Source organism: Citrobacter sp. Cf136 (assembly GCF_030333815.1).
Classification (GTDB): Bacteria; Pseudomonadota; Gammaproteobacteria; order Enterobacterales; family Enterobacteriaceae; genus Citrobacter; species Citrobacter freundii.
Window position 1 is genome coordinate 231,072 of the sequence record NZ_JAOWFE010000037.1, and the last position, 23,290, is coordinate 254,361.

At 52.5% G+C, this 23,290-nt stretch carries 26 protein-coding genes; 16 read left to right on the plus strand and 10 right to left on the minus strand.

Features of this window, described 5'->3' with window-relative positions:
* Positions 1 to 124: 124 nt before the first annotated feature.
* Positions 125 to 727 carry a peroxiredoxin gene (locus OGV98_RS14910; protein WP_003021524.1) on the minus strand — a complete coding sequence of 201 codons (603 nt, stop codon included), beginning with the start codon at positions 725 to 727 and terminating at the stop codon, positions 125 to 127.
* A gap of 168 nt (positions 728 to 895) precedes the next feature.
* Positions 896 to 1,477, minus strand: coding sequence for an ACP phosphodiesterase (gene acpH / locus OGV98_RS14915; RefSeq protein ID WP_210943512.1), 582 nt, complete (start codon positions 1,475 to 1,477; stop codon positions 896 to 898).
* Positions 1,478 to 1,567: 90 nt separating this feature from the next.
* Here acpH and queA point away from each other — a divergent pair, with 90 nt between their 5' ends.
* From queA to OGV98_RS14950, 7 genes are all read left to right on the plus strand, one after another.
* Positions 1,568 to 2,638 (plus strand): tRNA preQ1(34) S-adenosylmethionine ribosyltransferase-isomerase QueA, encoded by a 1,071-nt coding sequence (gene queA / locus OGV98_RS14920; protein WP_202580721.1) that lies wholly within the window; start codon positions 1,568 to 1,570, stop codon positions 2,636 to 2,638.
* A 55-nt stretch (positions 2,639 to 2,693) separates the two neighbouring features.
* The gene (gene tgt / locus OGV98_RS14925) at positions 2,694 to 3,821 is read left to right on the plus strand and encodes a tRNA guanosine(34) transglycosylase Tgt (protein ID WP_003021535.1); all 1,128 of its coding nucleotides are present in this window, start codon (positions 2,694 to 2,696) and stop codon (positions 3,819 to 3,821) included.
* A 22-nt stretch (positions 3,822 to 3,843) separates the two neighbouring features.
* A complete protein-coding gene (yajC, locus tag OGV98_RS14930; RefSeq protein WP_003021544.1) occupies positions 3,844 to 4,176 on the plus strand; it encodes a preprotein translocase subunit YajC in 333 nt (110 codons plus the stop codon).
* A 27-nt stretch (positions 4,177 to 4,203) separates the two neighbouring features.
* Positions 4,204 to 6,051 carry a protein translocase subunit SecD gene (gene secD, locus OGV98_RS14935; RefSeq protein ID WP_003021547.1) on the plus strand — a complete coding sequence of 616 codons (1,848 nt, stop codon included), beginning with the start codon at positions 4,204 to 4,206 and terminating at the stop codon, positions 6,049 to 6,051.
* A gap of 10 nt (positions 6,052 to 6,061) precedes the next feature.
* Positions 6,062 to 7,033 carry a protein translocase subunit SecF gene (secF, locus tag OGV98_RS14940; protein WP_003021550.1) on the plus strand — a complete coding sequence of 324 codons (972 nt, stop codon included), beginning with the start codon at positions 6,062 to 6,064 and terminating at the stop codon, positions 7,031 to 7,033.
* A 168-nt stretch (positions 7,034 to 7,201) separates the two neighbouring features.
* The gene (locus OGV98_RS14945) at positions 7,202 to 7,567 is read left to right on the plus strand and encodes a VOC family protein (protein ID WP_054528147.1); all 366 of its coding nucleotides are present in this window, start codon (positions 7,202 to 7,204) and stop codon (positions 7,565 to 7,567) included.
* A 23-nt stretch (positions 7,568 to 7,590) separates the two neighbouring features.
* A complete protein-coding gene (locus OGV98_RS14950) occupies positions 7,591 to 8,283 on the plus strand; it encodes a helix-turn-helix transcriptional regulator (RefSeq protein WP_003835974.1) in 693 nt (230 codons plus the stop codon).
* A gap of 45 nt (positions 8,284 to 8,328) precedes the next feature.
* Here the strand turns inward: OGV98_RS14950 and OGV98_RS14955 are convergent, their stop codons facing one another.
* Together OGV98_RS14955 and OGV98_RS14960 are read right to left on the minus strand one after the other, a co-directional pair.
* The gene (locus OGV98_RS14955; RefSeq protein WP_003021561.1) at positions 8,329 to 9,192 is read right to left on the minus strand and encodes a nucleoside-specific channel-forming protein Tsx; all 864 of its coding nucleotides are present in this window, start codon (positions 9,190 to 9,192) and stop codon (positions 8,329 to 8,331) included.
* Between the two features lie 298 nt (positions 9,193 to 9,490).
* Positions 9,491 to 10,030 carry a SadB/YajI family lipoprotein gene (locus OGV98_RS14960; protein WP_003835973.1) on the minus strand — a complete coding sequence of 180 codons (540 nt, stop codon included), beginning with the start codon at positions 10,028 to 10,030 and terminating at the stop codon, positions 9,491 to 9,493.
* 153 nt (positions 10,031 to 10,183) lie between these two features.
* On the opposite strand from OGV98_RS14960, the gene nrdR reads away from it, so the two are divergent.
* The 6 genes from nrdR to pgpA all read left to right on the plus strand — a co-directional run bounded on the left by nrdR (position 10,184) and on the right by pgpA (position 14,291).
* Entirely contained in the window at positions 10,184 to 10,633 is a 450-nt protein-coding gene (nrdR, locus tag OGV98_RS14965) for a transcriptional regulator NrdR (RefSeq protein ID WP_003021571.1), read from the plus strand.
* A 3-nt stretch (positions 10,634 to 10,636) separates the two neighbouring features.
* Entirely contained in the window at positions 10,637 to 11,740 is a 1,104-nt protein-coding gene (ribD, locus tag OGV98_RS14970; protein ID WP_003021573.1) for a bifunctional diaminohydroxyphosphoribosylaminopyrimidine deaminase/5-amino-6-(5-phosphoribosylamino)uracil reductase RibD, read from the plus strand.
* A gap of 90 nt (positions 11,741 to 11,830) precedes the next feature.
* Positions 11,831 to 12,301 (plus strand): 6,7-dimethyl-8-ribityllumazine synthase, encoded by a 471-nt coding sequence (gene ribH / locus OGV98_RS14975; RefSeq protein ID WP_003021575.1) that lies wholly within the window; start codon positions 11,831 to 11,833, stop codon positions 12,299 to 12,301.
* A 19-nt stretch (positions 12,302 to 12,320) separates the two neighbouring features.
* Positions 12,321 to 12,740, plus strand: a complete 420-nt coding sequence (gene nusB / locus OGV98_RS14980; RefSeq protein ID WP_000801129.1) for a transcription antitermination factor NusB — start codon at positions 12,321 to 12,323, stop codon at positions 12,738 to 12,740.
* A gap of 77 nt (positions 12,741 to 12,817) precedes the next feature.
* Positions 12,818 to 13,795, plus strand: a complete 978-nt coding sequence (thiL, locus tag OGV98_RS14985) for a thiamine-phosphate kinase (protein WP_032948686.1) — start codon at positions 12,818 to 12,820, stop codon at positions 13,793 to 13,795.
* Positions 13,773 to 14,291 (plus strand): phosphatidylglycerophosphatase A, encoded by a 519-nt coding sequence (gene pgpA / locus OGV98_RS14990; protein ID WP_003021578.1) that lies wholly within the window; start codon positions 13,773 to 13,775, stop codon positions 14,289 to 14,291. The genes thiL and pgpA overlap by 23 nt, the downstream gene beginning before the upstream one ends.
* A 102-nt stretch (positions 14,292 to 14,393) precedes the next feature.
* Here pgpA and yajO read toward each other — a convergent pair whose 3' ends face one another.
* From yajO to xseB, 4 genes are read right to left on the minus strand one after another with little or no spacing between them, the layout of a single operon-like run.
* Positions 14,394 to 15,368 (minus strand): 1-deoxyxylulose-5-phosphate synthase YajO, encoded by a 975-nt coding sequence (gene yajO / locus OGV98_RS14995; protein WP_210943509.1) that lies wholly within the window; start codon positions 15,366 to 15,368, stop codon positions 14,394 to 14,396.
* A gap of 56 nt (positions 15,369 to 15,424) precedes the next feature.
* On the minus strand, positions 15,425 to 17,287 hold the full coding sequence (gene dxs, locus OGV98_RS15000; protein WP_003021581.1) for a 1-deoxy-D-xylulose-5-phosphate synthase: 1,863 nt from the start codon (positions 17,285 to 17,287) through the stop codon (positions 15,425 to 15,427).
* Positions 17,288 to 17,311: 24 nt separating this feature from the next.
* Entirely contained in the window at positions 17,312 to 18,211 is a 900-nt protein-coding gene (ispA, locus tag OGV98_RS15005) for a (2E,6E)-farnesyl diphosphate synthase (protein ID WP_003021584.1), read from the minus strand.
* Positions 18,212 to 18,454 (minus strand): exodeoxyribonuclease VII small subunit, encoded by a 243-nt coding sequence (gene xseB / locus OGV98_RS15010; protein ID WP_003021586.1) that lies wholly within the window; start codon positions 18,452 to 18,454, stop codon positions 18,212 to 18,214.
* A gap of 196 nt (positions 18,455 to 18,650) precedes the next feature.
* Between xseB and thiI the strand changes: the two genes are divergently transcribed.
* Positions 18,651 to 20,099 (plus strand): tRNA uracil 4-sulfurtransferase ThiI, encoded by a 1,449-nt coding sequence (thiI, locus tag OGV98_RS15015; protein ID WP_003835961.1) that lies wholly within the window; start codon positions 18,651 to 18,653, stop codon positions 20,097 to 20,099.
* Positions 20,100 to 20,400: 301 nt separating this feature from the next.
* Positions 20,401 to 21,012 (plus strand): hypothetical protein, encoded by a 612-nt coding sequence (locus tag OGV98_RS15020; RefSeq protein WP_149911159.1) that lies wholly within the window; start codon positions 20,401 to 20,403, stop codon positions 21,010 to 21,012.
* 70 nt (positions 21,013 to 21,082) lie between these two features.
* Here the strand turns inward: OGV98_RS15020 and yajL are convergent, their stop codons facing one another.
* On the minus strand, positions 21,083 to 21,673 hold the full coding sequence (gene yajL / locus OGV98_RS15025) for a protein deglycase YajL (RefSeq protein ID WP_003847587.1): 591 nt from the start codon (positions 21,671 to 21,673) through the stop codon (positions 21,083 to 21,085).
* Entirely contained in the window at positions 21,636 to 22,547 is a 912-nt protein-coding gene (panE, locus tag OGV98_RS15030; RefSeq protein WP_003021593.1) for a 2-dehydropantoate 2-reductase, read from the minus strand. The genes yajL and panE overlap by 38 nt, the downstream gene beginning before the upstream one ends.
* Positions 22,548 to 22,721: 174 nt before the next feature.
* Between panE and OGV98_RS15035 the strand changes: the two genes are divergently transcribed.
* Complete coding sequence (locus OGV98_RS15035; RefSeq protein WP_003831002.1) at positions 22,722 to 23,213, plus strand: YajQ family cyclic di-GMP-binding protein; 492 nt, start codon at positions 22,722 to 22,724, stop codon at positions 23,211 to 23,213.
* Positions 23,214 to 23,290 lie beyond the last annotated feature (77 nt).

A 23,290-nucleotide genomic window follows, 5' to 3' on the forward strand; every position in this document is an offset into this window, starting at 1 on the left:
GCCGTATAATGAGACAACAAGTGTCTGCTCGCGTAGGGCCAATACGCGCAGCGCCATCGGGCATTCCGAGTTCTGACATCAGAAAAAGGCCCGCACTAGCGGGCCTTTTGTTGATTCATGCCAATTACAGGCTGGAAACGTTCTCGGTCAGGTATTTTGCTACGCCGTCCGGAGACGCGTTCATACCTTCTTTACCTTTTTCCCACTGTGCCGGGCATACGTCGCCGTGCTCTTCGTGGAACTGCAGCGCGTCAACCATGCGCAGCATTTCGTCGATGTTACGACCCAGCGGCAGATCGTTAACCACCTGGTGGCGAACAACGCCGTTAGCGTCGATCAGGAAAGAACCGCGCAGAGCAACGCCAGCTTCCGGGTGCTCGATGCCGTAGGCTTTCTGGATTTCGCGTTTAATGTCAGCAACCATTGCGTATTTCACTGCACCGATGCCGCCTTTGTCGACAGGGGTGTTACGCCATGCGTTGTGGACAAATTCGGAGTCGAAGGAAACGCCAACAACTTCAACGCCGCGTTTCTGGAATTCTTCGTAACGTTTGTCGAATGCGATCAGTTCAGACGGGCAAACGAAGGTGAAGTCCATCGGCCAGAAGAACAGAACGGTAGTTTTACCGTTGGTATGCTGTTTGAAGTTGAAGTTTTCAACGATCTCACCGCTACCCAGTACCGCAGCTGCTGTGAAATCCGGAGCCTGACGAGTTACCAGTACCATATAATTCTCCTGCAATGTTAAGGGGTTTTTGGAACGCAACGCGGGCCAGTATAGAGAGTGTTCGTGAATAAGACAAAGAGGCGTTGGCAATCAATGAGACAGGTTTTGTCTATCAATCTTTTGCCGGATGACGGCTACGGCTTATCCGGCGGGGAATGCGGGTTGCAATCAAAGGGTTTTACGCCGCGCCTGGTCCATCATTTGCGGATAAAACTGCCAGAATCGCTCTTCTAACGCATCGTAATGCGTATTGAGGTCATACCATGAGTCGCGTAGGGCATCGAGCCGTGGACGGCGGCTGGCCATGCCGTTCAGGACGTTCTGGATAAAATCCATGTCCCGGTAGCGCTCAAGCCATTTCTCTGACCATATATAGTTATTCAGATTGATAAAGCGTTGCGGCGATTCCGGCAAAATAGTGGTTACCTGGGTACGGGCATAGCGCACAAAGTCCGTCAGCGGGAAGTCAGGGGAGATCTCCGACCAGTGGCGCGACAGAAAATGATCCCACATGACATCCAGCGTAATCGGCGCGACGCGGCGCGTTTCGCTACGAAACCATTCTTTGGCTTCACGCACCTGCGGCAGGTTATCTGTCATCACGTCGATACGACGATGCATGAAGATGCCTTCTACCACATCAGGCGAGTAGTGCGTTTCCGGATTACCCCGGACAAAATCGGCCAGCAGATTGCCGGAAAGCGAACTGTCGGCAAGGTGAGCGAGATGCAAATGTGCAAGAAAATTCATCGTTAAATGTTTATCCAGAGGGGTAAAGGTTGCAGGGAGAACGCCCCGGCACTAGACTACCCGCCTCTTATTTTAGTCTGAGTCAGTGTCATGCGCGTTACCGATTTCACCTTTGAACTACCCGAATCCCTGATTGCCCACTATCCGCAAGCTGAGCGCAGTAGCTGTCGCTTGCTGTCTTTGGACGGGCCGACGGGCGCGCTGACGCACGGTACTTTCACCGATTTGCTCGATAAGCTCAACCCTGGCGATTTGCTGGTCTTTAACAACACCCGCGTCATTCCTGCGCGTCTGTTTGGTCGTAAAGCCAGCGGCGGTAAAATTGAAGTGCTGGTCGAGCGTATGCTGGATGACAAACGTATTCTGGCGCATATTCGTGCCTCGAAAGCGCCGAAACCGGGCGCCGAGCTGCTGCTGGGCGATGACGAAAGCATTAAAGCAACGATGGTGGCGCGCCATGACGCGCTGTTTGAAGTTGAGTTTAACGACGAACGCAGCGTGCTGGATATCCTCAACGCGATTGGCCATATGCCGTTGCCGCCGTATATCGACCGTCCGGATGAAGACGCCGACCGCGAGCTGTACCAGACCGTGTACAGCGAAAAACCGGGTGCCGTCGCTGCGCCGACCGCGGGTCTGCATTTTGACGATCCGCTGCTGGCTAAACTGCGCGATAAAGGCATTGAAATGGCGTTCGTCACCCTGCACGTTGGAGCGGGCACTTTCCAGCCGGTGCGCGTAGACACTATTGAAGAACACATTATGCACTCCGAATATGCGGAAGTGCCGCAGGATGTGGTGGACGCGGTGCTGGCGGCGAAAGCGCGCGGTAACCGCGTGATTGCGGTGGGCACCACCTCCGTACGTTCACTGGAAAGTGCGGCGCAGGCGGCCAAAAACGATCTAATCGAGCCGTTCTTCGGCGATACACAAATCTTTATTTATCCAGGCTATAAATATCAGGTGATTGATGCTCTGGTCACCAACTTCCACCTGCCGGAATCGACACTGATTATGCTGGTTTCCGCATTTGCTGGTTATAAAAACACCATGCACGCCTATCATGAAGCGGTAAAAGCGGAATATCGCTTTTTTAGTTACGGGGATGCGATGTTTATCACGTACAATCCGCAGGCTATTTCTGAGCGTGTCGGGGAATAAGTTTCCGGCATGAGTGTTTAAAACGTCGGACTGTTTTTCTGACGCAGGAGTGAAGATGAAATTTGAACTGGATACCACAGACGGTCGCGCTCGCCGCGGCCGCCTGGTTTTTGATCGTGGCGTAGTAGAAACGCCTGCTTTTATGCCGGTCGGTACTTACGGCACAGTAAAAGGCATGACGCCGGAAGAAGTTGAAGCGACCGGCGCACAGATCATCCTCGGCAACACTTTCCACCTGTGGCTACGCCCGGGGCAGGAAATCATGAAACTGCACGGCGATCTGCACGATTTTATGCAGTGGAAAGGGCCGATCCTCACCGATTCCGGCGGCTTCCAGGTGTTCAGCCTGGGCGATATCCGGAAGATAACCGAACAAGGCGTGCATTTCCGTAACCCGATCAACGGCGATCCGATTTTCCTCGATCCCGAGAAGTCGATGGAGATTCAATACGATCTCGGTTCCGATATCGTGATGATCTTCGACGAATGTACACCGTATCCGGCCGACTGGGACTATGCTAAACGCTCGATGGAGATGTCTCTGCGTTGGGCGAAGCGCAGCCGTGACCGTTTTGATAGCCTCGGCAACAAAAATGCGCTTTTTGGCATCATTCAGGGCAGTGTTTACGAAGATTTACGTGATATCTCCGTCAAAGGTCTGGTAGATATCGGCTTTGATGGCTACGCTGTCGGCGGTTTGGCTGTCGGTGAGCCGAAGGAAGATATGCACCGCATTCTGGAACATGTTTGCCCGCAGATTCCGGCAGATAAACCGCGTTACCTGATGGGCGTCGGTAAACCAGAAGATCTGGTTGAAGGCGTGCGTCGCGGTATCGATATGTTTGACTGTGTGATGCCAACGCGAAATGCCCGTAATGGTCATTTGTTTGTGACTGACGGCGTGGTAAAAATTCGTAACGCGAAACATAAAAGCGACACCAGTCCGCTCGATGCTGAGTGTGATTGCTACACCTGTCGCAATTATTCGCGCGCTTACTTGCATCATCTCGACCGTTGCAACGAAATATTGGGCGCGCGTCTCAACACGATTCATAACCTTCGCTACTACCAGCGTTTGATGGCGGGTTTACGCAAGGCTATTGAAGAGGGTAAATTAGAGAGCTTCGTGACTGATTTTTACCAACGTCAGGGTAGACCAGTTCCACCTGTGAACGTTGATTAATTTTAATAATGAGGGAATTTGAATGAGCTTTTTTATTTCTGATGCGGTAGCGGCAACAGGTGCTCCGGCGCAGGGCAGCCCGATGTCTCTGATTCTGATGCTGGTGGTGTTTGGTCTGATTTTCTACTTCATGATCCTGCGCCCGCAGCAAAAGCGTACCAAAGAACACAAAAATCTGATGAACTCCATTGCGAAAGGCGATGAAGTGCTGACTAACGGTGGTCTGGTGGGTCGCGTGACCAAAGTAGCAGAATCTGGCTACATCGCTATCGCGCTGAACGACACCACTGAAGTGGTTATTAAACGTGATTTCGTAGCTGCCGTTCTGCCGAAAGGCACCATGAAGGCGCTGTAATTTATTGTTTTCCCAAAGGGAACTGCCGTGTTAAACCGTTATCCTTTGTGGAAGTATGTCATGCTGATCGTCGTTATTGTCGTCGGTCTGCTCTATGCGCTTCCCAACCTGTATGGTGAGGATCCGGCTGTTCAAATCACTGGCGTGCGCGGTGCCGCCGCCAGTGAGCAAACGCTGATCCAGGTCCAGAAAACGTTACAAGAAGATAAAATCACACCTAAGTCTGTGGCTCTGGAAGAGGGTGCTATTCTCGCGCGCTTCGACTCCACTGATACCCAACTGCGCGCACGTGAAGTATTAATGGGCGTACTGGGCGATCAGTACGTCGTGGCGCTTAACCTTGCTCCGGCAACCCCGCGCTGGCTGGCTGCCATTCATGCAGAACCGATGAAACTCGGTCTTGACCTGCGTGGCGGCGTTCACTTCCTGATGGAAGTGGATATGGATACCGCGCTGAGTAAGTTGCAGGAACAAAATATCGATAGCCTGCGCAGCGATCTGCGTGAAAAAGGCATTCCTTATACTACCGTTCGCAAAGAAGATAACTACGGTCTGAGCATCACTTTCCGTGATAGCAGCGCCCGTGATGAAGCTATCTCTTACTTGAGCAAACGTCACCAGGATCTGGTTATTTCCAGCCAGGGCAGCAATGCACTGCGCGCTGTAATGACCGATGCGCGCCTGAGTGAAGCCCGTGAGTACGCGGTACAGCAGAACATCAACATTCTGCGTAATCGTGTTAACCAACTGGGTGTTGCTGAGCCGGTGGTACAACGTCAAGGTGCTGACCGCATCGTGGTCGAACTGCCGGGTATTCAGGATACCGCGCGTGCGAAAGAAATTCTGGGCGCAACCGCGACGCTGGAGTTCCGTCTGGTAAACACCAACGTTGACCAGTCCGCTGCAGCATCGGGTCGTGTTCCGGGTGATTCGGAAGTGAAACAGTCTCGTGAAGGTCAGCCTGTTGTGCTGTACAAGCGCGTGATCCTGACCGGTGACCATATCACCGATTCCACTTCCAGCCAGGACGAATATAATCAGCCGCAGGTTAACATCTCGCTGGATAGCGCGGGTGGTAACATCATGTCCAACTTCACCAAGGACAACATCGGTAAGCCGATGGCGACCCTGTTCGTGGAGTACAAAGACAGCGGTAAGAAAGATGCTAACGGTCGTGCAGTACTGGTGAAACAGGAAGAGGTGATTAACATTGCCAATATCCAGTCTCGCCTGGGTAACAGCTTCCGTATCACCGGTATCAACAACCCGAACGAAGCGCGTCAGCTTTCTCTGCTGTTACGTGCCGGTGCGTTGATTGCGCCGATTCAGATTGTGGAAGAACGTACCATCGGCCCAACCCTGGGTATGCAGAACATTAAACAGGGTCTGGAAGCGTGTCTGGCCGGTCTGGTGGTGTCTATCCTGTTCATGATCTTCTTCTATAAGAAGTTCGGTCTGATTGCGACCAGTGCGCTGATTGCTAACCTGGTATTGATTGTCGGTATTATGTCGTTGCTGCCGGGCGCTACGCTAAGTATGCCGGGGATTGCGGGGATTGTCTTAACCCTTGCCGTCGCGGTCGATGCGAACGTACTGATCAACGAACGTATCAAAGAAGAGTTGAGTAACGGGCGTTCGGTGCAGCAGGCCATCAACGAAGGTTATGCGGGCGCATTTAGCTCCATCTTTGATGCGAACATTACGACGCTGATCAAGGTCATCATCCTGTACGCAGTTGGCACCGGGGCAATTAAAGGGTTCGCGATTACTACCGGTATTGGTGTGGCGACGTCGATGTTTACCGCGATTGTCGGTACACGTGCCATCGTAAACCTGTTGTATGGCGGCAAGCGCGTCAAAAAGCTGTCAATCTGAGGAGTGCGAAGTGGCACAGGAATATACTGTTGAACAATTAAACCACGGCCGTAAAGTCTGGGACTTTATGCGCTGGGACTACTGGGCTTTCGGCATTTCAGGTTTCCTGCTGATTGCGGCCATCGTGGTGATGGGCGTACGCGGGTTTAACTGGGGTCTCGATTTCACCGGTGGTACGGTTATTGAAATCACGCTGGAAAAACCGGCCGATATGGACGTGATGCGCGATGCACTGGAGAAAGCGGGCTTCGTTGATCCGCTTCTGCAGAACTTCGGCAGCAGCCACGACATTATGGTACGTATGCCGCCAACTGAAGGTGCAGACGGCGGTCAGGTGCTGGGCAGCAAAGTGTTGAGTGTGATTAACGAATCCACCAACCAAAACGCCGCGGTGAAGCGAATTGAATTCGTGGGTCCGAGCGTGGGGGCTGATCTGGCGCAAACCGGTGCGATGGCGCTAATGGCGGCGCTGATCTCCATCCTGGTGTACGTCGGTTTCCGCTTTGAGTGGCGACTGGCGGCGGGGGTGGTTATCGCTCTGGCGCACGACGTGATTATCACACTTGGGATCCTGTCGTTGTTCCATATCGAGATTGACCTGACGATCGTCGCATCACTGATGTCGGTAATCGGTTACTCGCTGAACGATAGTATCGTTGTATCTGACCGTATTCGTGAAAACTTCCGCAAAATTCGTCGCGGTACGCCTTACGAAATCTTTAACGTGTCACTGACTCAAACGCTGCACCGTACGTTGATTACGTCCGGTACAACGTTGATGGTTATTCTGATGCTGTTCCTGTTCGGTGGTCCGGTACTGGAAGGCTTCTCGCTGACGATGCTGATCGGTGTTTCCATCGGTACCGCATCCTCTATCTACGTGGCATCGGCGCTGGCGCTGAAGCTGGGTATGAAGCGTGAGCACATGCTGCAGCAGAAGGTCGAGAAAGAAGGGGCGGATCAACCGTCGATTCTTCCTTAACCATTAAGAGTGAAGATACTGGAATCCCGATCGTAAGGTCGGGATTTTTTTTGCCTGTGAATTAGCGACAGGCAATTATCTTTTCCTGTCGCCATACTACTGACAGTATGCTGTCAGTAGTCCTGTCTTATAGTCCTTCTGAGATTACCCACACAGGCAGGAGGAAGTATGAGCAACGTAATTAATTGGTTTGAAATCCCTGTAGCACAAATGGATCGCGCCATCGCTTTTTATGAACCAGTGATGCAGGTTTCTTTGCGTCGGGAGAACATGGACTGCGCTGAGCTGGCCGTATTTCCGCATCAGGATCCCGCTCCCGGCGGGGCGCTGGCTAAATTTGAAGGTATTACTCCTTCAGCGCAGGGCGCTATTATTTATCTGCATACGGACGATTTGACTGCAACGCTTGAACGCGTCGCCACTGCTGGCGGTCAGTGTGTGTTTGGCCCACTCGAACTGGGGCAGGACATTGGTACGATTGCGCTATTTACTGACAGCGAAGGCAATCGTGTTGGTTTACATCAACCCGCGTAATATTTTCAGCACTGAGGATTAAAATGAGCAGACGCGCCGACCGCTTGTTTCAGATTGTACAAATCCTGCGTGGCAGGCGAGTGACAACGGCGGCGCTGCTGGCAGAACGTCTTGAAGTTTCTGAACGGACGATTTATCGCGATATCCGCGATCTCTCTTTATCCGGCGTGCCCATTGAAGGCGAAGTGGGCAGTGGATACCGCTTAATGGCGGGGTTTGATCTGCCGCCGTTGATGTTAACTCAGCACGAATCAGAAGCGTTGATGGTAGCGATTCGGTTGCTGAAAACATGGGGCGGGGATTCACTCTCACAGGCGCTGGAATCAGCACAGGAAAAAGTGTTGGCGATATTGCCGCCAGAGAGTCGGCGCAGAGCCGAGCAAACGCGGATTTTCGCGCCAGATTTTGGTAATCAGCCGCATTCACGCAGTGCGTTCGATCTCATACATCGCGCGGTTTCAGCTCAGCAGGTGCTGGCGCTGCATTATCGCGATGAGTCCGGGAACCTCTCGTGGCGCGACGTTCAGCCGCTGGGATTATTTTTCTGGGGCGAGCACTGGCTGCTGGTTGGCTGGTGCGAGAAGCGTGATGATTATCGTTGCTTTCGCGTTGATCGATGTCTGAAGATCACGCCACTCGACAGGCACTTTCGCGAATCTGCGGAGCGTTCGCTAAGTGACTTTTTACGTAAAGTACGCTGTGAAGACCAGCCATAAAAAAGCCAGCGGTTAAGCTGGCTTGTTTGCGATAAATTGTCTGGATTAGAAGTTGTAACCTACGACCAGGTAACCACCCCAACCGGTAGATTTCGCGCTGAAATCGCCTTCGCCCCAGTTCAGAGTATCCCCACCTTTCCACTGACCGCCGTTATGGAAGTAACGCGCTACGACAGAGTAGTGCCAGTGATCGTAGTTCAGCGCCAGGACGTGGCTGGAAGCGATAGAGTTGCTGGTGCGGTTCGGGTCATCACCCAAATCTGAGCCCCAGTCGAAGTTGGTGAAGCCGATGTAGGTCAGTTGGCCGCCCCAAACCTGGGTGATCGGCACAAAGTATTTCACTTTGAAACGGTAGCCATCCCACTCGTTTTCGTTGGATGCGCCATAGTTCTGCCACTGGTATTTAGCATAGACGTTCAGGGACAGACCCATCGGCAGACCGGTATCGATATCGGTACCCAGACCCATATACCAGGTGCTCTGGCGGCTGGCTTTGTTATCACCCATGTCGTAGATGTAGTTGTTGGCGAAATACCATTCTTTGAACGGACCAAAGCTCAGGTCAGCGCCGGTCAGTTTGTCGATGGAGAAACGCGGTTCGATTTCCATAAACAACGGGGAACCGTCAGACCAGATACCTTTATCGTTGCCGTTACCCCAGTCGAAGGTTTTCGGAATATCGATGTAGCCATAGAAATCAAACCAGTCTTTTTTGGCAAATGCTTCGTATTCCAGATACACGTCGTTGTTCAGTTTCGGAGAGAAACGGGTGTGATAGCTACCCACCACGTTAACGCTCTGGTGCCACCAGTCGGACAGATATTGCGGTTTGTCATTTTCTGCTGCGTTGGCAGTAAAAGACGAGGAGAGCGCCAGCACTGCACCGGCTGCAAGTAATGTTTTTTTCATATGTATGCCACTGTTTGAAATCCCTTTCGGGAGTGAAAAATGCGCAATTTGCGTTTCTAAATATTTCGTAATTCTTCGGAGCCTATTATAAAAATCATTGTTCACAAAAATATGTCTTGTTTCACAGTTCTATCATTTACGTAATCGATTGCGTTCACGTTTGCGTACTTTAGGCGGCGAATTGTACTGGCTCTCATGAATGTTGCCAAGTTTTACCAGAAATATCGGTTATGTCAGAGGAGTAACAAAATGGAGCGGAGTGATGTTGCGGAACGCACAAAACGTTCCGCAAAAAAGTTTATTGGCTAACAGGCTGGATGTCGTGGATGCGAACAAATCCTAACCTCTCTGGAGTGAGGCCATTTATCTGCAACGGAATGTCTACGTCGCTGGGAGCAAGAATACTCGCCGGAGCGTTGACCAACTGGTTGTGAACGTTCACTTCCTGATAATTGTCCGTGGTGCCCTGAATTTGCCCGTACTCGACGGTGGCGCTAAAGGCGGGTAAAGGCGTGTTGGATTCACCCTGAATCCGTAGCGTCAGGCGCGTACCATCCGCGTTCGGTGCAATGTTTACCAGCGACATGCGTAAAGTGCCAATCTGGCTGTCCAGCCGTGCCGGAGTTTTGGAACCCGGTAGCAGATAGACGCCGCTGGTTGATTTTGCATTCAACATATTTTGTTGCGTAATTTTTACTGTTTCCTGATTAAGCTGCGCCATCTCTTTATTCAATGTGCTAACGCTTTGATGCATCTGGCGTACTTCGCTTTGCTGTGCGCAGGCACTAAGACTAAAGAGACTTCCCACCAGGAGAATTCTTAGGTAACGTCTTGTCATTGTGATTACTTCCTTCATTGTCGCGATAGCATAATGGTAGTGTGGACTGAGCACGAAGGCATCGATCCTTTGTCTCAAAAGCGCAGTGCCTTTGTTGTCACGGCAGTTCAGGGTAAAATAGATTCTGTTAACCACTGAGGTACAGGACGCCGTATGCATTGCCCATTCTGTTTCGCCGTAGACACTAAGGTAATTGACTCTCGTCTTGTAGGCGAGGGCTCCTCGGTACGCCGCCGTCGGCAGTGTCTGGTCTGTAACGAACGTTTCACCACTTTTGAAGTGGCTGAACTTGTCATGCCGCGCGTTGTGAAAAGCAACGACGTGCGTGAACCCTTTAATGAAGAAAAGCTGCGTAGCGGCATGCTCAGAGCGCTTGAGAAACGGCCTGTTAGCGCGGATGACGTCGAAATGGCGTTAAACCATATCAAATCACAGCTGCGTGCGACTGGTGAGCGTGAGGTGCCGAGCAAGATGATTGGCAACCTGGTGATGGAGCAGTTGAAAAAGCTCGATAAAGTCGCCTACATCCGCTTTGCCTCTGTCTACCGGAGTTTCGAAGACATCAAAGAATTTGGCGAAGAGATTGCTCGCCTACAGGACTAAGCCATGCAGGATGAATTGTACATGGCGCGTGCGCTGAAGCTTGCTGCGCGCGGACGTTTTACCACTCACCCCAACCCCAACGTGGGCTGCGTGATTGTGAAGGATGGGGAGATCGTCGGTGAAGGATATCACCACCGTGCGGGCGAACCGCATGCCGAAGTTCATGCTCTGCGGATGGCTGGAGAAAAAGCGCAAGGGGCAACGGCCTATGTGACGCTTGAACCCTGTAGTCATCATGGTCGCACGCCGCCGTGTTGCGATGCGCTGATTGCGGCGGGTGTATCGCGTGTGGTTGCGGCGATGCAGGATCCCAATCCGCAGGTCGCAGGACGTGGGCTCTACCGTTTGCAGCAGGCGGGCATCGACGTCAGCCACGGGCTGATGATGAGCGAAGTTGAGCAACTGAATAAAGGCTTTCTCAAGCGCATGCGTACGGGATTCCCGTATCTGCAGCTTAAGCTTGGCGCGTCGCTTGATGGCCGTACGGCGATGGCCAGCGGTGAAAGCCAGTGGATTACCTCACCACAGGCGCGCCGCGATGTGCAACGCTTGCGCGCGCAAAGCCATGCCATTTTAACCAGCAGTGCTACGGTGCTGGCAGACGACCCTCAGCTTACCGTGCGTTGGTCGGAGCTTGGGGAGTCAACTCAGGCGAGTTACCCGCAGGAAGAGTTGCGCCAACCAATCCGCATTGTTCTGGATAGCCAGAATCAGGTCACGCCGGAGCACCGTATTGTCCAACAGCCTGGAGAAACCTGGATTGTCCGGACTGAAGACGACCCCCGTAGCTGGCCGGAGACGGTTCGTAGCCTGAAGGTGCCGGAACATAACGGGCATCTGGATCTGGTGGTGCTGATGATGCAACTGGGCAAACAGCAAATTAACAGTATTTGGGTTGAGGCAGGCCCAACGCTCGCGGGGGCATTATTACAGGCCGGTTTGGTCGATGAGCTAATCGTGTATGTTGCGCCTAAACTGTTAGGCAGCGATGCGCGTGGATTATGTGTGCTTCCAGGCCTTGAGAAACTGGCTGACGCACCCCATTTCAAATTCAATGAGATACGCCAGGTGGGCCCGGACGTTTGCCTGCATTTAACGACTGCGTGAGGCTTTCTGATTTAGAGGAAGCAGCGCACAGAATATTATGATAAAATCCGCCCCCCTTACGGGGCCATAAATCGAACCCGAAGGAAGAATATGAACATTATTGAAGCTAACGTTGCTACCCCGGACGCTCGCGTCGCCATCACCATTGCGCGTTTCAACAACTTTATCAATGACAGCCTGCTGGAAGGGGCTATCGACGCCCTGAAACGTATTGGCCAGGTTAAAGATGAAAACATTACCGTTGTTTGGGTTCCAGGTGCATATGAGCTGCCGCTGGCCGCTGACGCACTGGCAAAAACCGGTAAATACGACGCGGTGATTGCGCTCGGTACGGTGATCCGTGGCGGTACCGCGCACTTCGAATATGTGGCTGGCGGTGCAAGCAATGGCCTGGCGCATGTCGCTCAGGACAGTGGCATTCCGGTAGCCTTCGGTGTTCTGACCACCGAAAGTATTGAACAAGCCATCGAACGTGCTGGCACCAAAGCCGGCAACAAAGGCGCAGAAGCTGCACTGACTGCGCTTGAAATGATTAATGTATTGAAAGCCATTAAGGCCTGATTTTTGTAAGGGGAAATCCGTGAAACCTGCTGCTCGTCGCCGCGCCCGTGAGTGTGCCGTCCAGGCGCTCTACTCCTGGCAGTTGTCCCAGAACGACATCGCTGATGTTGAATACCAGTTCCTGGCGGAACAGGACGTTAAAGATGTCGACGTTCTGTATTTCCGTGAACTGCTGTCCGGGGTGGCGACTAACAGCGCGTACCTGGATGGATTAATGAAGCCTTACCTGTCTCGTCTGTTAGAAGAGCTGGGTCAGGTAGAAAAAGCCGTACTGCGTATTGCGCTGTTTGAACTGTCTAAACGTAGTGATGTGCCGTACAAAGTGGCCATCAACGAAGCGATTGAACTGGCGAAAACCTTCGGCGCTGAAGATAGCCATAAATTCGTGAACGGCGTACTGGATAAAGCAGCACCTGTGATTCGCCCCAACAAAAAGTAATCCCGAGGCCGGCTGGATGGTGGAAGCTGTTTCCGCTGTCCCCGGCTTTTTCTTTTTTTTCTGCTGAGGCATAACGTATGGCATGCGGCGAGTTTTCCCTGATTGCCCGTTATTTTGACCGCGTAAGAACGTCTCGTCTTGATGTCGAAACCGGTATTGGTGACGACTGCGCACTCCTGAATATCCCTGAAAAACAGACGCTGGCGATCAGTACCGATACGCTGGTGGCAGGCAATCACTTCCTCCCCGACATTGATCCCGCCGATCTCGCCTGGAAAGCACTGGCGGTGAATTTGAGCGATCTGGCGGCGATGGGGGCCGATCCTGCGTGGTTGACGCTGGCACTCACGTTACCTGACGTTGATGAAGCCTGGCTTGAAGCCTTCAGCGATGGCCTGTTTGAACTCCTTAATTACTATGATATGCAGCTGATTGGCGGTGACACCACGCGTGGGCCACTGTCGATGACGTTGGGTATCCATGGCTACGTCCCCATTGGGCGGGCCTTAAAACGCTCTGGTGCGAAGCCGGGGGACTGGATTTATGTTACCGGTACGCCGGGAGACAGCGCGGCGGGGCTGGCGATTTTACAGAATCGGTTGCAGGTTGGAGATGCAAAAGACGCAGACTATCTGCTTAAACGCCATCTGCGTCCCACGCCGCGTATTTTACAGGGACAAGCCCTGCGCGATCTGGCCAGTGCGGCTATCGATATCTCCGATGGCCTGATTTCCGATCTGGGGCATATCGTTAATGCCAGCGGCTGTGGCGCGCGGGTTAACGTCGATGCGCTGCCTTACTCCACGGCATTCGCCCGGCACGTTGAGCCGGAACAGGCCCTACGCTGGGCGCTCTCGGGCGGTGAAGATTATGAGTTATGCTTTACCGTACCGGAAATTAACCGTGGTGCGCTGGATGTGGCGCTGGGAAATCTCGGCGCAGCGTTTACCTGCATTGGGCAGATGAGCGCAGACGTGGAAGGCATTCACTTTACGCGCGATGGAAAATCCGTCACGTTTGACTGGAAAGGATATGACCATTTTGCCGCGCCTTAAAAAAGATGTCGCCAAAAGCCGCCTGAGTATGCGCAATCCGTGGCACCTGCTAGCCACCGGTTTTGGCAGCGGGTTGAGCCCAATTGTTCCTGGCACGATGGGATCGCTGGCGGCGATCCCTTTTTGGTATTTAATGACCTTTCTACCGTGGCAGCTGTATTCACTGGTGGTGATGTTATCTATCTGTATCGGCGTTTATCTGTGCCATCAAACGGCGAAAGATATGGGTGTGCACGATCACGGTAGCATTGTCTGGGACGAGTTTGTCGGGATGTGGATTACCCTGATGGCGCTGCCGACCAATGACTGGCAGTGGGTTGCCGCCGGATTTGTGATTTTCCGTATTCTGGATATGTGGAAGCCGTGGCCGATTCGTTGGTTCGATCGCAACGTGCATGGCGGGACGGGGATCATGATCGACGATATTGTGGCCGGAATACTCTCTGCCGGAATTTTGTATTTTATCGGTCATCACTGGCCGGTAGGTATCATTTAACCCTTTTGGGGGCTGTTGTAGGCCCGATAAGCGTCGCGCCATCGGGCAATCAGTGCCGGATGCGCTATGCTTATCCGGCCTACAATTAGCCATCGCCAATACTTATTTAAATCCCACCACCGGATGCTGTTTGTACGGTGTTTCCAGCTCGGCAATCTGCTCCGGCTTCAGCGTTAAATCCACCGCATTGAGCAACTCATCCAGCTGTTCCTCGCGCGATGTGCCGATAATCGGCGCTGCTACACCCGGTTTGCTCAGCAGCCAGGCCAGCGCAACCTGCGCGCGCGTTACGCCCAGTTCCCCACTGACGCCGGTCAGCCGTGCGGCAATTTGCGCGTCGTTTTCATCGCTCTCGTTGTACAAATTTTTACCGACTTCATCGGAAACCAGACGTGCTGTCGTTTCTCCCCATGGGCGCGTCAGGCGTCCACGTGCCAGTGGACTCCAGGGGATCACTGCCACACCTTCCTGGTAGCACAGTGGCAGCATTTCGCGTTCTTCTTCGCGGTAGATCAGATTGTAGTGATCCTGCATGCTAACGAACTGCGCCCAGCCGTGTTGCTTCTGTAAGGCCAGCGCCTGAGCAAATTGCGAAGCGTGCATGGAGGAGGCGCCGATATAGCGCGCTTTACCGGCTTTCACGACGTCGTTTAGAGCCTCAAGGGTTTCTTCAATAGGTGTGTTGTAATCCCAGCGGTGAATTTGCAGGATGTCGACATAGTCCATACCCAGACGTCTGAGGCTGTCGTCGATTGAGCGCAGGATTTGTGCGCGGGATAATCCTTCTGCTAAATCATCAACCTGGTGAAAAACCTTGGTAGCGACCACGATATCTTCGCGGCGGGCGAAATCACGCAGCGCGCGACCGACAATCTCTTCGCTACTGCCAGCGGAGTAGCTGTTGGCGGTATCGAAAAAGTTAATGCCGCCCTCAAGGGCGTGTTTGATTATCGGGCGGCTGCTTTCTTCAGGTAGCGTCCAGGCGTGATTGCCGCGATTAGGCTCGCCAAACGTCATGCAGCCCAGGCAAAGGCGGGAGACCCGTAGGTCGGTTTTTCCTAAGATGTTGTATTTCATCAATCCACTCCTGCTTAGCTCGTGATGAATTAAGCATAGCAGGAGCGGGGAGGGGATTATGCCAGCCAGGCCTTGATTTTGGCCTCAATTCCGACGGCATTCAGACCCAGATCGGCGCGAGCTTCATCCTGAGTTCCCTGCGGGATGAAGAAGTCTGGTAGGCCAATGTTCAGCACCGGGACGGGCTTACGATGGGCCATCAGCACTTCGTTTACACCGCTGCCAGCACCACCCATAATGGCGTTCTCTTCAATGGTAACCAGCACCTCGTGTTGGGCAGCCATTTCAAGGATCAACGTTTCATCCAGGGGTTTCACAAAACGCATATCGACCAGCGTGGCGTTCATCGACTCTGCGACCTGAGCGGCTTCCGGCATCAGGGTACCGAAGTTGAGAATTGCCACTTTCTCCCCGTGACGTCTCACTATACCTTTCCCGATAGGCAGTTGTTCCAGCGGGGTCAACTCTACGCCCACCGCGTTACCGCGCGGGTAGCGCACGACCGTTGGACCGTCGTTGTAGTGATAGCCGGTGAACAGCATCTGGCGGCATTCGTTTTCATCACTCGGGGTCATAATGACCATTTCCGGGATGCAGCGCAGGAAGGAAAGATCGAACGCCCCTTGATGGGTTTGTCCATCTGCGCCAACAATTCCTGCCCGGTCAACGGCGAACAGAACTGGCAGTTTCTGGATGGCGACATCATGCAGCACCTGATCGTAGGCGCGCTGCAGGAAGGTCGAGTAAATAGCCACGACCGGCTTATAGCCGCCAATCGCCAGACCGGCAGCAAACGTCACCGCGTGCTGTTCGGCGATCGCCACATCGAAGTAGCGGTCCGGAAACTTACGTGAAAATTCCACCATACCGGAGCCTTCGCGCATCGCCGGGGTGATTGCCATCAGCTTATTGTCTTTCGCCGCGGTTTCGCACAGCCAGTCACCGAAGATTTTTGAATAGCTCGGCAGGCCACCGCTGCTTTTCGGCAGGCATCCGCTGGACGGATCGAATTTTGGTACCGCGTGGAAGGTGATTGGATCTTTTTCTGCCGGCTCGTAACCACGACCTTTTTTGGTCATGATGTGCAGGAACTGCGGGCCTTTCAGATCGCGCATGTTCTTCAGTGTGGTAATAAGCCCCAGCACGTCGTGCCCGTCCACCGGACCGATATAGTTAAAGCCCAGTTCTTCAAACAGCGTACCCGGCACAACCATGCCTTTAATGTGTTCTTCGGTACGTTTGAGCAACTCTTTAATTGGCGGCACGCCGGAGAAGACTTTTTTCCCGCCTTCGCGCAGCGAGGAGTAGAGTTTGCCAGAGAGTAGTTGCGCCAGATGATTGTTCAGCGCGCCAACGTTCTCTGAAATCGACATTTCATTGTCGTTGAGGATAACCAGCATGTCGGGCTTAATATCGCCTGCGTGGTTCATCGCTTCAAACGCCATCCCGGCGGTGATAGCGCCGTCGCCAATCACACATACGGTACGACGTTCTTTGCCTTCTTTCTCAGCGGCAACCGCAATACCGATACCTGCGCTAATGGAGGTTGAAGAGTGCCCAACGCTCAGTACGTCATACTCGCTCTCACCGCGCCACGGGAACGGATGCAAACCGCCTTTCTGACGAATGGTGCCGATTTTATCACGGCGTCCGGTCAGTATTTTGTGCGGGTAAGCCTGATGTCCTACATCCCAGATTAACTGGTCAAACGGGGTATTGTAGACATAGTGCAGCGCGACGGTGAGTTCCACCGTGCCCAGACCAGAGGCGAAGTGCCCGCTGGAACGGCTTACGCTGTCGAGCAAATAGCGGCGCAGTTCGTCGCAAAGCTTTGGCAGGCTCTCTTTTGGCAGCAGACGTAACTCCTGGGTGGAGTCGACCAGCGCCAGGGTCGGGTATTTGGCTATATCAAAACTCATCGCAAGCTCATGGGATATGTTGGTTTATTTATCACGCTGGATTATGTAGTCCGCTAGCGCTTCCAGTGCCGAGGTATCGAGTGACTGTGCGGCCAGCAAACTTAGCGACTGGCGGGCATCCTCGATTAAATCCCGGGCTTTATTCTGGGCTTGCTCAAGACCCAGAAGTGCAGGATAGGTACTTTTGCCAAGCTGCTGGTCAGCACCCTGACGTTTACCCAATGTTGCAGTATCGCCTACCACATCCAGGATGTCATCCTGAACCTGGAAGGCCAGACCGATGCTTTCTGCGTATTTGTCGAGTATTGCCAGGCATTCTCGCCCTTTATCGCCTGCGCTTAATGCTCCCAGACGTACGGCGGCGCGAATCAATGCCCCGGTTTTATGGCGGTGAATACGCTCCAGCGCATCCAGCTCAACCTGATGACCTTCAGCTTCCAGATCCAGCGCCTGACCGCCGCACATACCGGCGATACCGCTGGCCTGAGCCAGTTCAGAGATCATCGCGATGCGGTCACGGTCAGATACTTCCGGCATTGGAGCGTCGCTGATAATGGAGAATGCCAGCGTTTGCAGCGCATCTCCGGCCAGGATCGCGTTTGCCTCACCAAATTTTACGTGGCAAGTCGGCAGACCGCGGCGCAGGTCATCGTCGTCCATCGCGGGTAAATCATCGTGCATCAGCGAATAGGCGTGAATGCATTCGACGGCGGCAGCGGGAGCATCAAGCGTACTCAGGCTGACACCAAACATCTGACCGGTCGCATACACCAGGAACGGGCGCAGGCGTTTACCGCCTAATAATGCGCCATATTGCATGGTTTCGACCACGGGAGTGTTCTGAAAGGGCAGTGGCGCGATAAAACGGCTCAGTGCCTGGTTGGCCTGCTCAACGCAAGCCTGTAACTGCTGCGTAAAATCCATTTACTCATTATCCGGTGTAAAAGGCGTAAGGGCCGCGTCTTCAGTATCTGACAGCAGGATTTGTACGCGCTGTTCAGCCTGTTGCAATTTGACCTGTCCCTGACGCGCCAACTGTACGCCACGTTCGAATTCGTTCAACGCTTCTTCTAACGGCAGGTCGCCGCCTTCCAGACGGGTAACAATTTGTTCCAGCTCGCTCAGCGCGGTTTCAAAACTGGCGGGCGCTTCATTTTTCTTCGGCATAATGAATGTCTGACTCTCTGTATTGGCAGCACAAGACTATGGTAACGGACTCGCACTGATAAGCAAATAACGCGCAATGTGCACAGTAGCCGCGTGATGGTGATATACTTGCGCGCCTGGATGCAGTCGCGGGTATGGGCTGCTGTATTTTTTTCCATTACAAGTCATTCAGACTTGCCTAAGAACCATTGCCGCCATGAAGTTTATCATTAAATTGTTCCCAGAAATCACCATCAAAAGCCAATCTGTGCGTTTGCGCTTTATAAAAATTCTGACAGGGAACATTCGTAACGTTTTAAAGCACTATGATGAAGACCTTGCCGTTGTCCGTCACTGGGATCACGTTGAGGTTCGCGCTAAAGATGAAAGCCAGCGTCTGGACATTCGCGACGCGCTGACCCGTATTCCGGGGATCCACCACATTCTCGAAGTAGAAGACGTGCCGTTTACCGATATGCACGATATTTTCGAGAAAGCACTGGTGCAGTATCGCGACCAACTAGAAGGTAAAACCTTCTGCGTACGCGTTAAGCGTCGTGGTAAGCATGAGTTTAGCTCCATTGAGGTGGAACGTTATGTTGGCGGTGGACTGAACCAGCATATTGAATCCGCGCGCGTGAAGCTGACGAAGCCGGACGTGACTGTTAATCTTGAAATCGAAAACGACCGTCTGTTGCTGGTTAAAGGCCGCTATGAAGGTATTGGCGGTTTCCCTATTGGTACGCAGGAAGACGTACTGTCGCTGATCTCCGGTGGTTTCGACTCCGGCGTGTCCAGCTACATGCTGATGCGTCGCGGCTGCCGCGTGCACTACTGCTTCTTCAACCTTGGCGGGGCAGCGCATGAAATCGGTGTTCGCCAGGTGGCGCATTACCTGTGGAATCGCTTCGGTAGTTCGCATCGCGTGCGTTTTGTTGCTATCAACTTTGAACCGGTGGTTGGTGAGATCCTGGAGAAAGTTGATGACGGCCAGATGGGCGTGGTTCTCAAGCGTATGATGGTTCGCGCGGCGTCGAAAGTCGCTGAGCGCTACGGCGTACAGGCGCTGGTAACCGGTGAAGCACTGGGCCAGGTGTCCAGTCAGACGCTGACCAACCTGCGTTTGATCGATAACGTATCAGACACCCTGATCCTGCGCCCACTTATCTCCCATGATAAAGAGCACATCATCAATCTGGCGCGTGAAATTGGCACCGAGGATTTTGCTCGTACCATGCCGGAATACTGCGGTGTAATTTCAAAAAGCCCGACGGTGAAAGCGATCAAATCGAAGATTGAGGCCGAAGAAGAAAACTTCGATTTCTCTATCCTCGATAAAGTGGTTGAAGAAGCGAATAATATTGATATTCGCGATATCGCCCAGCAGACGCAGCAAACCGTGGTAGAAGTGGAAACCGTGAGCGGTTTCGGCCCGAACGATGTGATCCTGGATATCCGTTCTGTGGATGAACAGGATGATAAACCGCTGAAGGTTGACGGCGTGGACGTCGTTTCTCTGCCGTTCTACAAGCTGAGCACCAAATTCGGCGATCTGGACCAGAGCAAAACCTGGCTGCTGTGGTGTGAACGCGGGGTGATGAGCCGCCTGCAGGCGCTGTATCTGCGCGAGCAGGGCTTTGAGAACGTGAAGGTGTATCGCCCGTAAGCGTTACGCTTGTAGCAAAAAAAACCTCGCGATGCGAGGTTTTTTTATGTGCGTTTATGGATAAGGCAATGCCATTTTAGATTCTGTATTCTATAGTTGCGCCAATTACATTATCCCTTATGGTAGAGCATAGTGTATCAACGCGCCTTAGCAAAATGGTGACGCCCAATAAAACTTATTCACAAACAAATTATATGGCATAAAGTGACCACTATCTTCCGGAAACTGCATCAGTTACATGGCTACGTAAGCCAAAAATATAAAGAACATATTTGATTAATACAGGGACGGAGCATTGATTATGATGTCGGATCATCAGAAACAGGCACTATTCAGCGTCAGCGTGCCGGGCGGTTCATTATCGTTCGCGCAATATCTTTGGGGCGGTCGGCTGGCGTTGCGGTGGTTGCCTGCACATCATCGTAGGCTTGAGAAGTTGTTGATATGGCTCTGTATTGCTGTCGTGCTATGTTGTATTAGCTATTTTTTGGGCACGTATAAGGTTGTATTCAGAAGTTGGTCGAGAGAAACGGGTGAATATCTCTTTAAACTCCAGGGAGAAGGGGTAATATCTATTTGTCTGGGATGTTATATCCTCGGCATATTGGTGGCTCGTTTACTCTTTGCAAATTATTCACGGCGTTCACACCATAGTTTTTACGAATCTAATAGCGGAATTCACAGCGGATATAATCTGCAGATTACCGACTCGGGCATTTCCTGGAGTGTTGATGACTACTATTCTTTTGTTGCGTGGGAACGGCTGAAGGGCGTTACTACACATGATGGTATTGATTATTATGATTTAGGTACGCTTGGATTTTTGTGGATACCCGCTGCGTTGGCTGATTATCCGCGTACTTCCATGCGGGAGTTTATCAATAAAAAGCTCCGTGAGAATGCGAAAAAGTGAAAACCAGAATATATATTTGGAGGCGGCAATATACCCGACAAGTGCAACGCCATCGGGCATATCATATTTGTTACTCGTAGTAGTTATAAATTCCCGCTGCCATCACCAGTTGTGATGCAACTTCGTAAGCCTTTTCACGACTGACCAGAAGATCAATGATTTTCAAACCGAAATCGATTGAGGTTCCCGGTCCCTGGCTGGTTAACAGGTTGACGCGCGGATCCCATACGACGCGCTTGTCCTGCCATTGATCAGCGGGGATTTGGTCTTTCAGCGCCGGAAAACCGGTCATGTTACCGATGGGGAAAATATCGTGCGGGACGAGGACGGTGGCAGCCGCGGCACAGATTGCCGCGACAATGCGTCCGGAGCGATGAAACTGCTTCACGGTTTCGACCAGCAGAGGGCTGTCGCGAAAACACTCGGCGCCTTTAATACCGCCCGGCAGTACGATAATGTCGAAATCGCCGTCAGCAACTTCGACTAATGGCGCATCCGCCAGCAGTTTCACACCGCGCGAGCACACGATCGTCAGGTTGCCATCGCTGGCGACGCTGGCGGTTGTGACCTTAATTCCGCCGCGAACCAGTAGATCGATAGTAGTAACCGCTTCGGTTTCTTCACTACCAGGGGCGAGACATACCAGTGCTTGAGCGCTCATACTCACTTTCCTTTCTTTTAACCATTTCAAACAGGCGGGCATTTTCCGGAACGGCGATGCCGTGCGCGCGTGCACGTTTTAACAAATAACCGGTAATGTAGTCGATCTCGGTATGACGCATGGCGCGAATGTCCTGCAGCATAGATGAGATATTTTCCGCCGTACTGTCAATCACTTGCTCGACATAATAGCGTAAATCATCCGCTGATGTGTGGTGGCCTTCGCGTTCGATCACCGCTGCTACTTCCTCGCAGATGAGCGCTATTTTTTCCGGATGATGGCGTAACTCACCGTTTGGGCAATCCCATAATGCGGTCAGCGGGTTAATGACGCAGTTGACGGCCAGCTTGCGCCAAAGCTCGGCGCGAATAGTGTTATGCCAGGCGACGTCCGGCAGCACCTCTTGCAGGGTTTCAGCCAGATAGCTGAAATCGCCGTCTTGCTCACGCGCCGGCCCAATACGCGTTGTTCCCTGAGCGACATGAATGATGACGTTCCCGTCACGGCGTGCTGCGTGGGTGGTGGTTCCCATCAGCAAGGGTTGCTTAATGTTATGTAACTCTTCAATCGTCCCCATGCCGTTGTGAATAAGCAGAATGGGCGTGGTTTCAGGCAGAATTGCAGACAGGCCTTTTACCGCATCAGAAACCTGCCAGGCCTTCAGGGTGACTAGCAGCAGGTCACTTTTTGCCAAAAAGTCGGGATCATTTGCCGTCAGGGATTCATTAAAAACTGAGCCATCCGTGTCGATCAGGTTTACGCTGCAGTAGGGTTGCGGTACGCGCAGCCACCCTTGCACCTCATGTCCATGTTTGCACAGCGCTGTAAGCCATAGCTGTCCTAACGCTCCACATCCCAGTACGGTAATTTTCATTCTTCCTCCTCACCTGCAACAGCACCAGGTGTTAATCCATATCGACCGCACCCTATTATTGTTCGCAGATGTCGCTACCACGTACAATGAAAGGATACAGCCTAGTATAGCGCTGTCTGTTGAGTAACTTTGCAGGTATTATGCTTCGCATCAAAAATGAAGGGAGAGGAAAAGATGCCATCTTTCGATATTGTCTCTGAAGTTGATCTTCAGGAAGCCCGTAACGCGGTGGATAACGCCAGCCGTGAAGTCGAGTCACGCTTTGATTTTCGTGGCGTTGAAGCCACTTTTGAGCTGAATGAGTCAAATAAGACGATTAAGGTGCTGAGCGAGTCTGATTTTCAGGTTAATCAGCTGCTGGATATTTTGCGTGCCAAGCTGCTGAAACGCGGTATTGAAGGCACCTCACTGGACGTACCAGAAACTTTCGTGCACAGCGGTAAAACCTGGTTTGTTGAAGCTAAGCTGAAGCAGGGCATTGAAAGCGCGGTGCAAAAGAAAATCGTTAAGCTGATCAAAGACAGCAAGCTGAAGGTGCAGGCGCAGATTCAGGGTGAAGAAATTCGTGTGACCGGTAAGGCGCGTGACGATCTGCAATCCGTCATGGCGCTGGTTCGCGGTGGCGATCTCGGCCAGCCGTTCCAGTTTAAAAACTTCCGTGATTAAGTCGTAATGCCTGATCCGGCCTACAGGTCGCACACGCTATTTGTAGGCCGGACGAGACGTTAGTTACCATCCGGTAA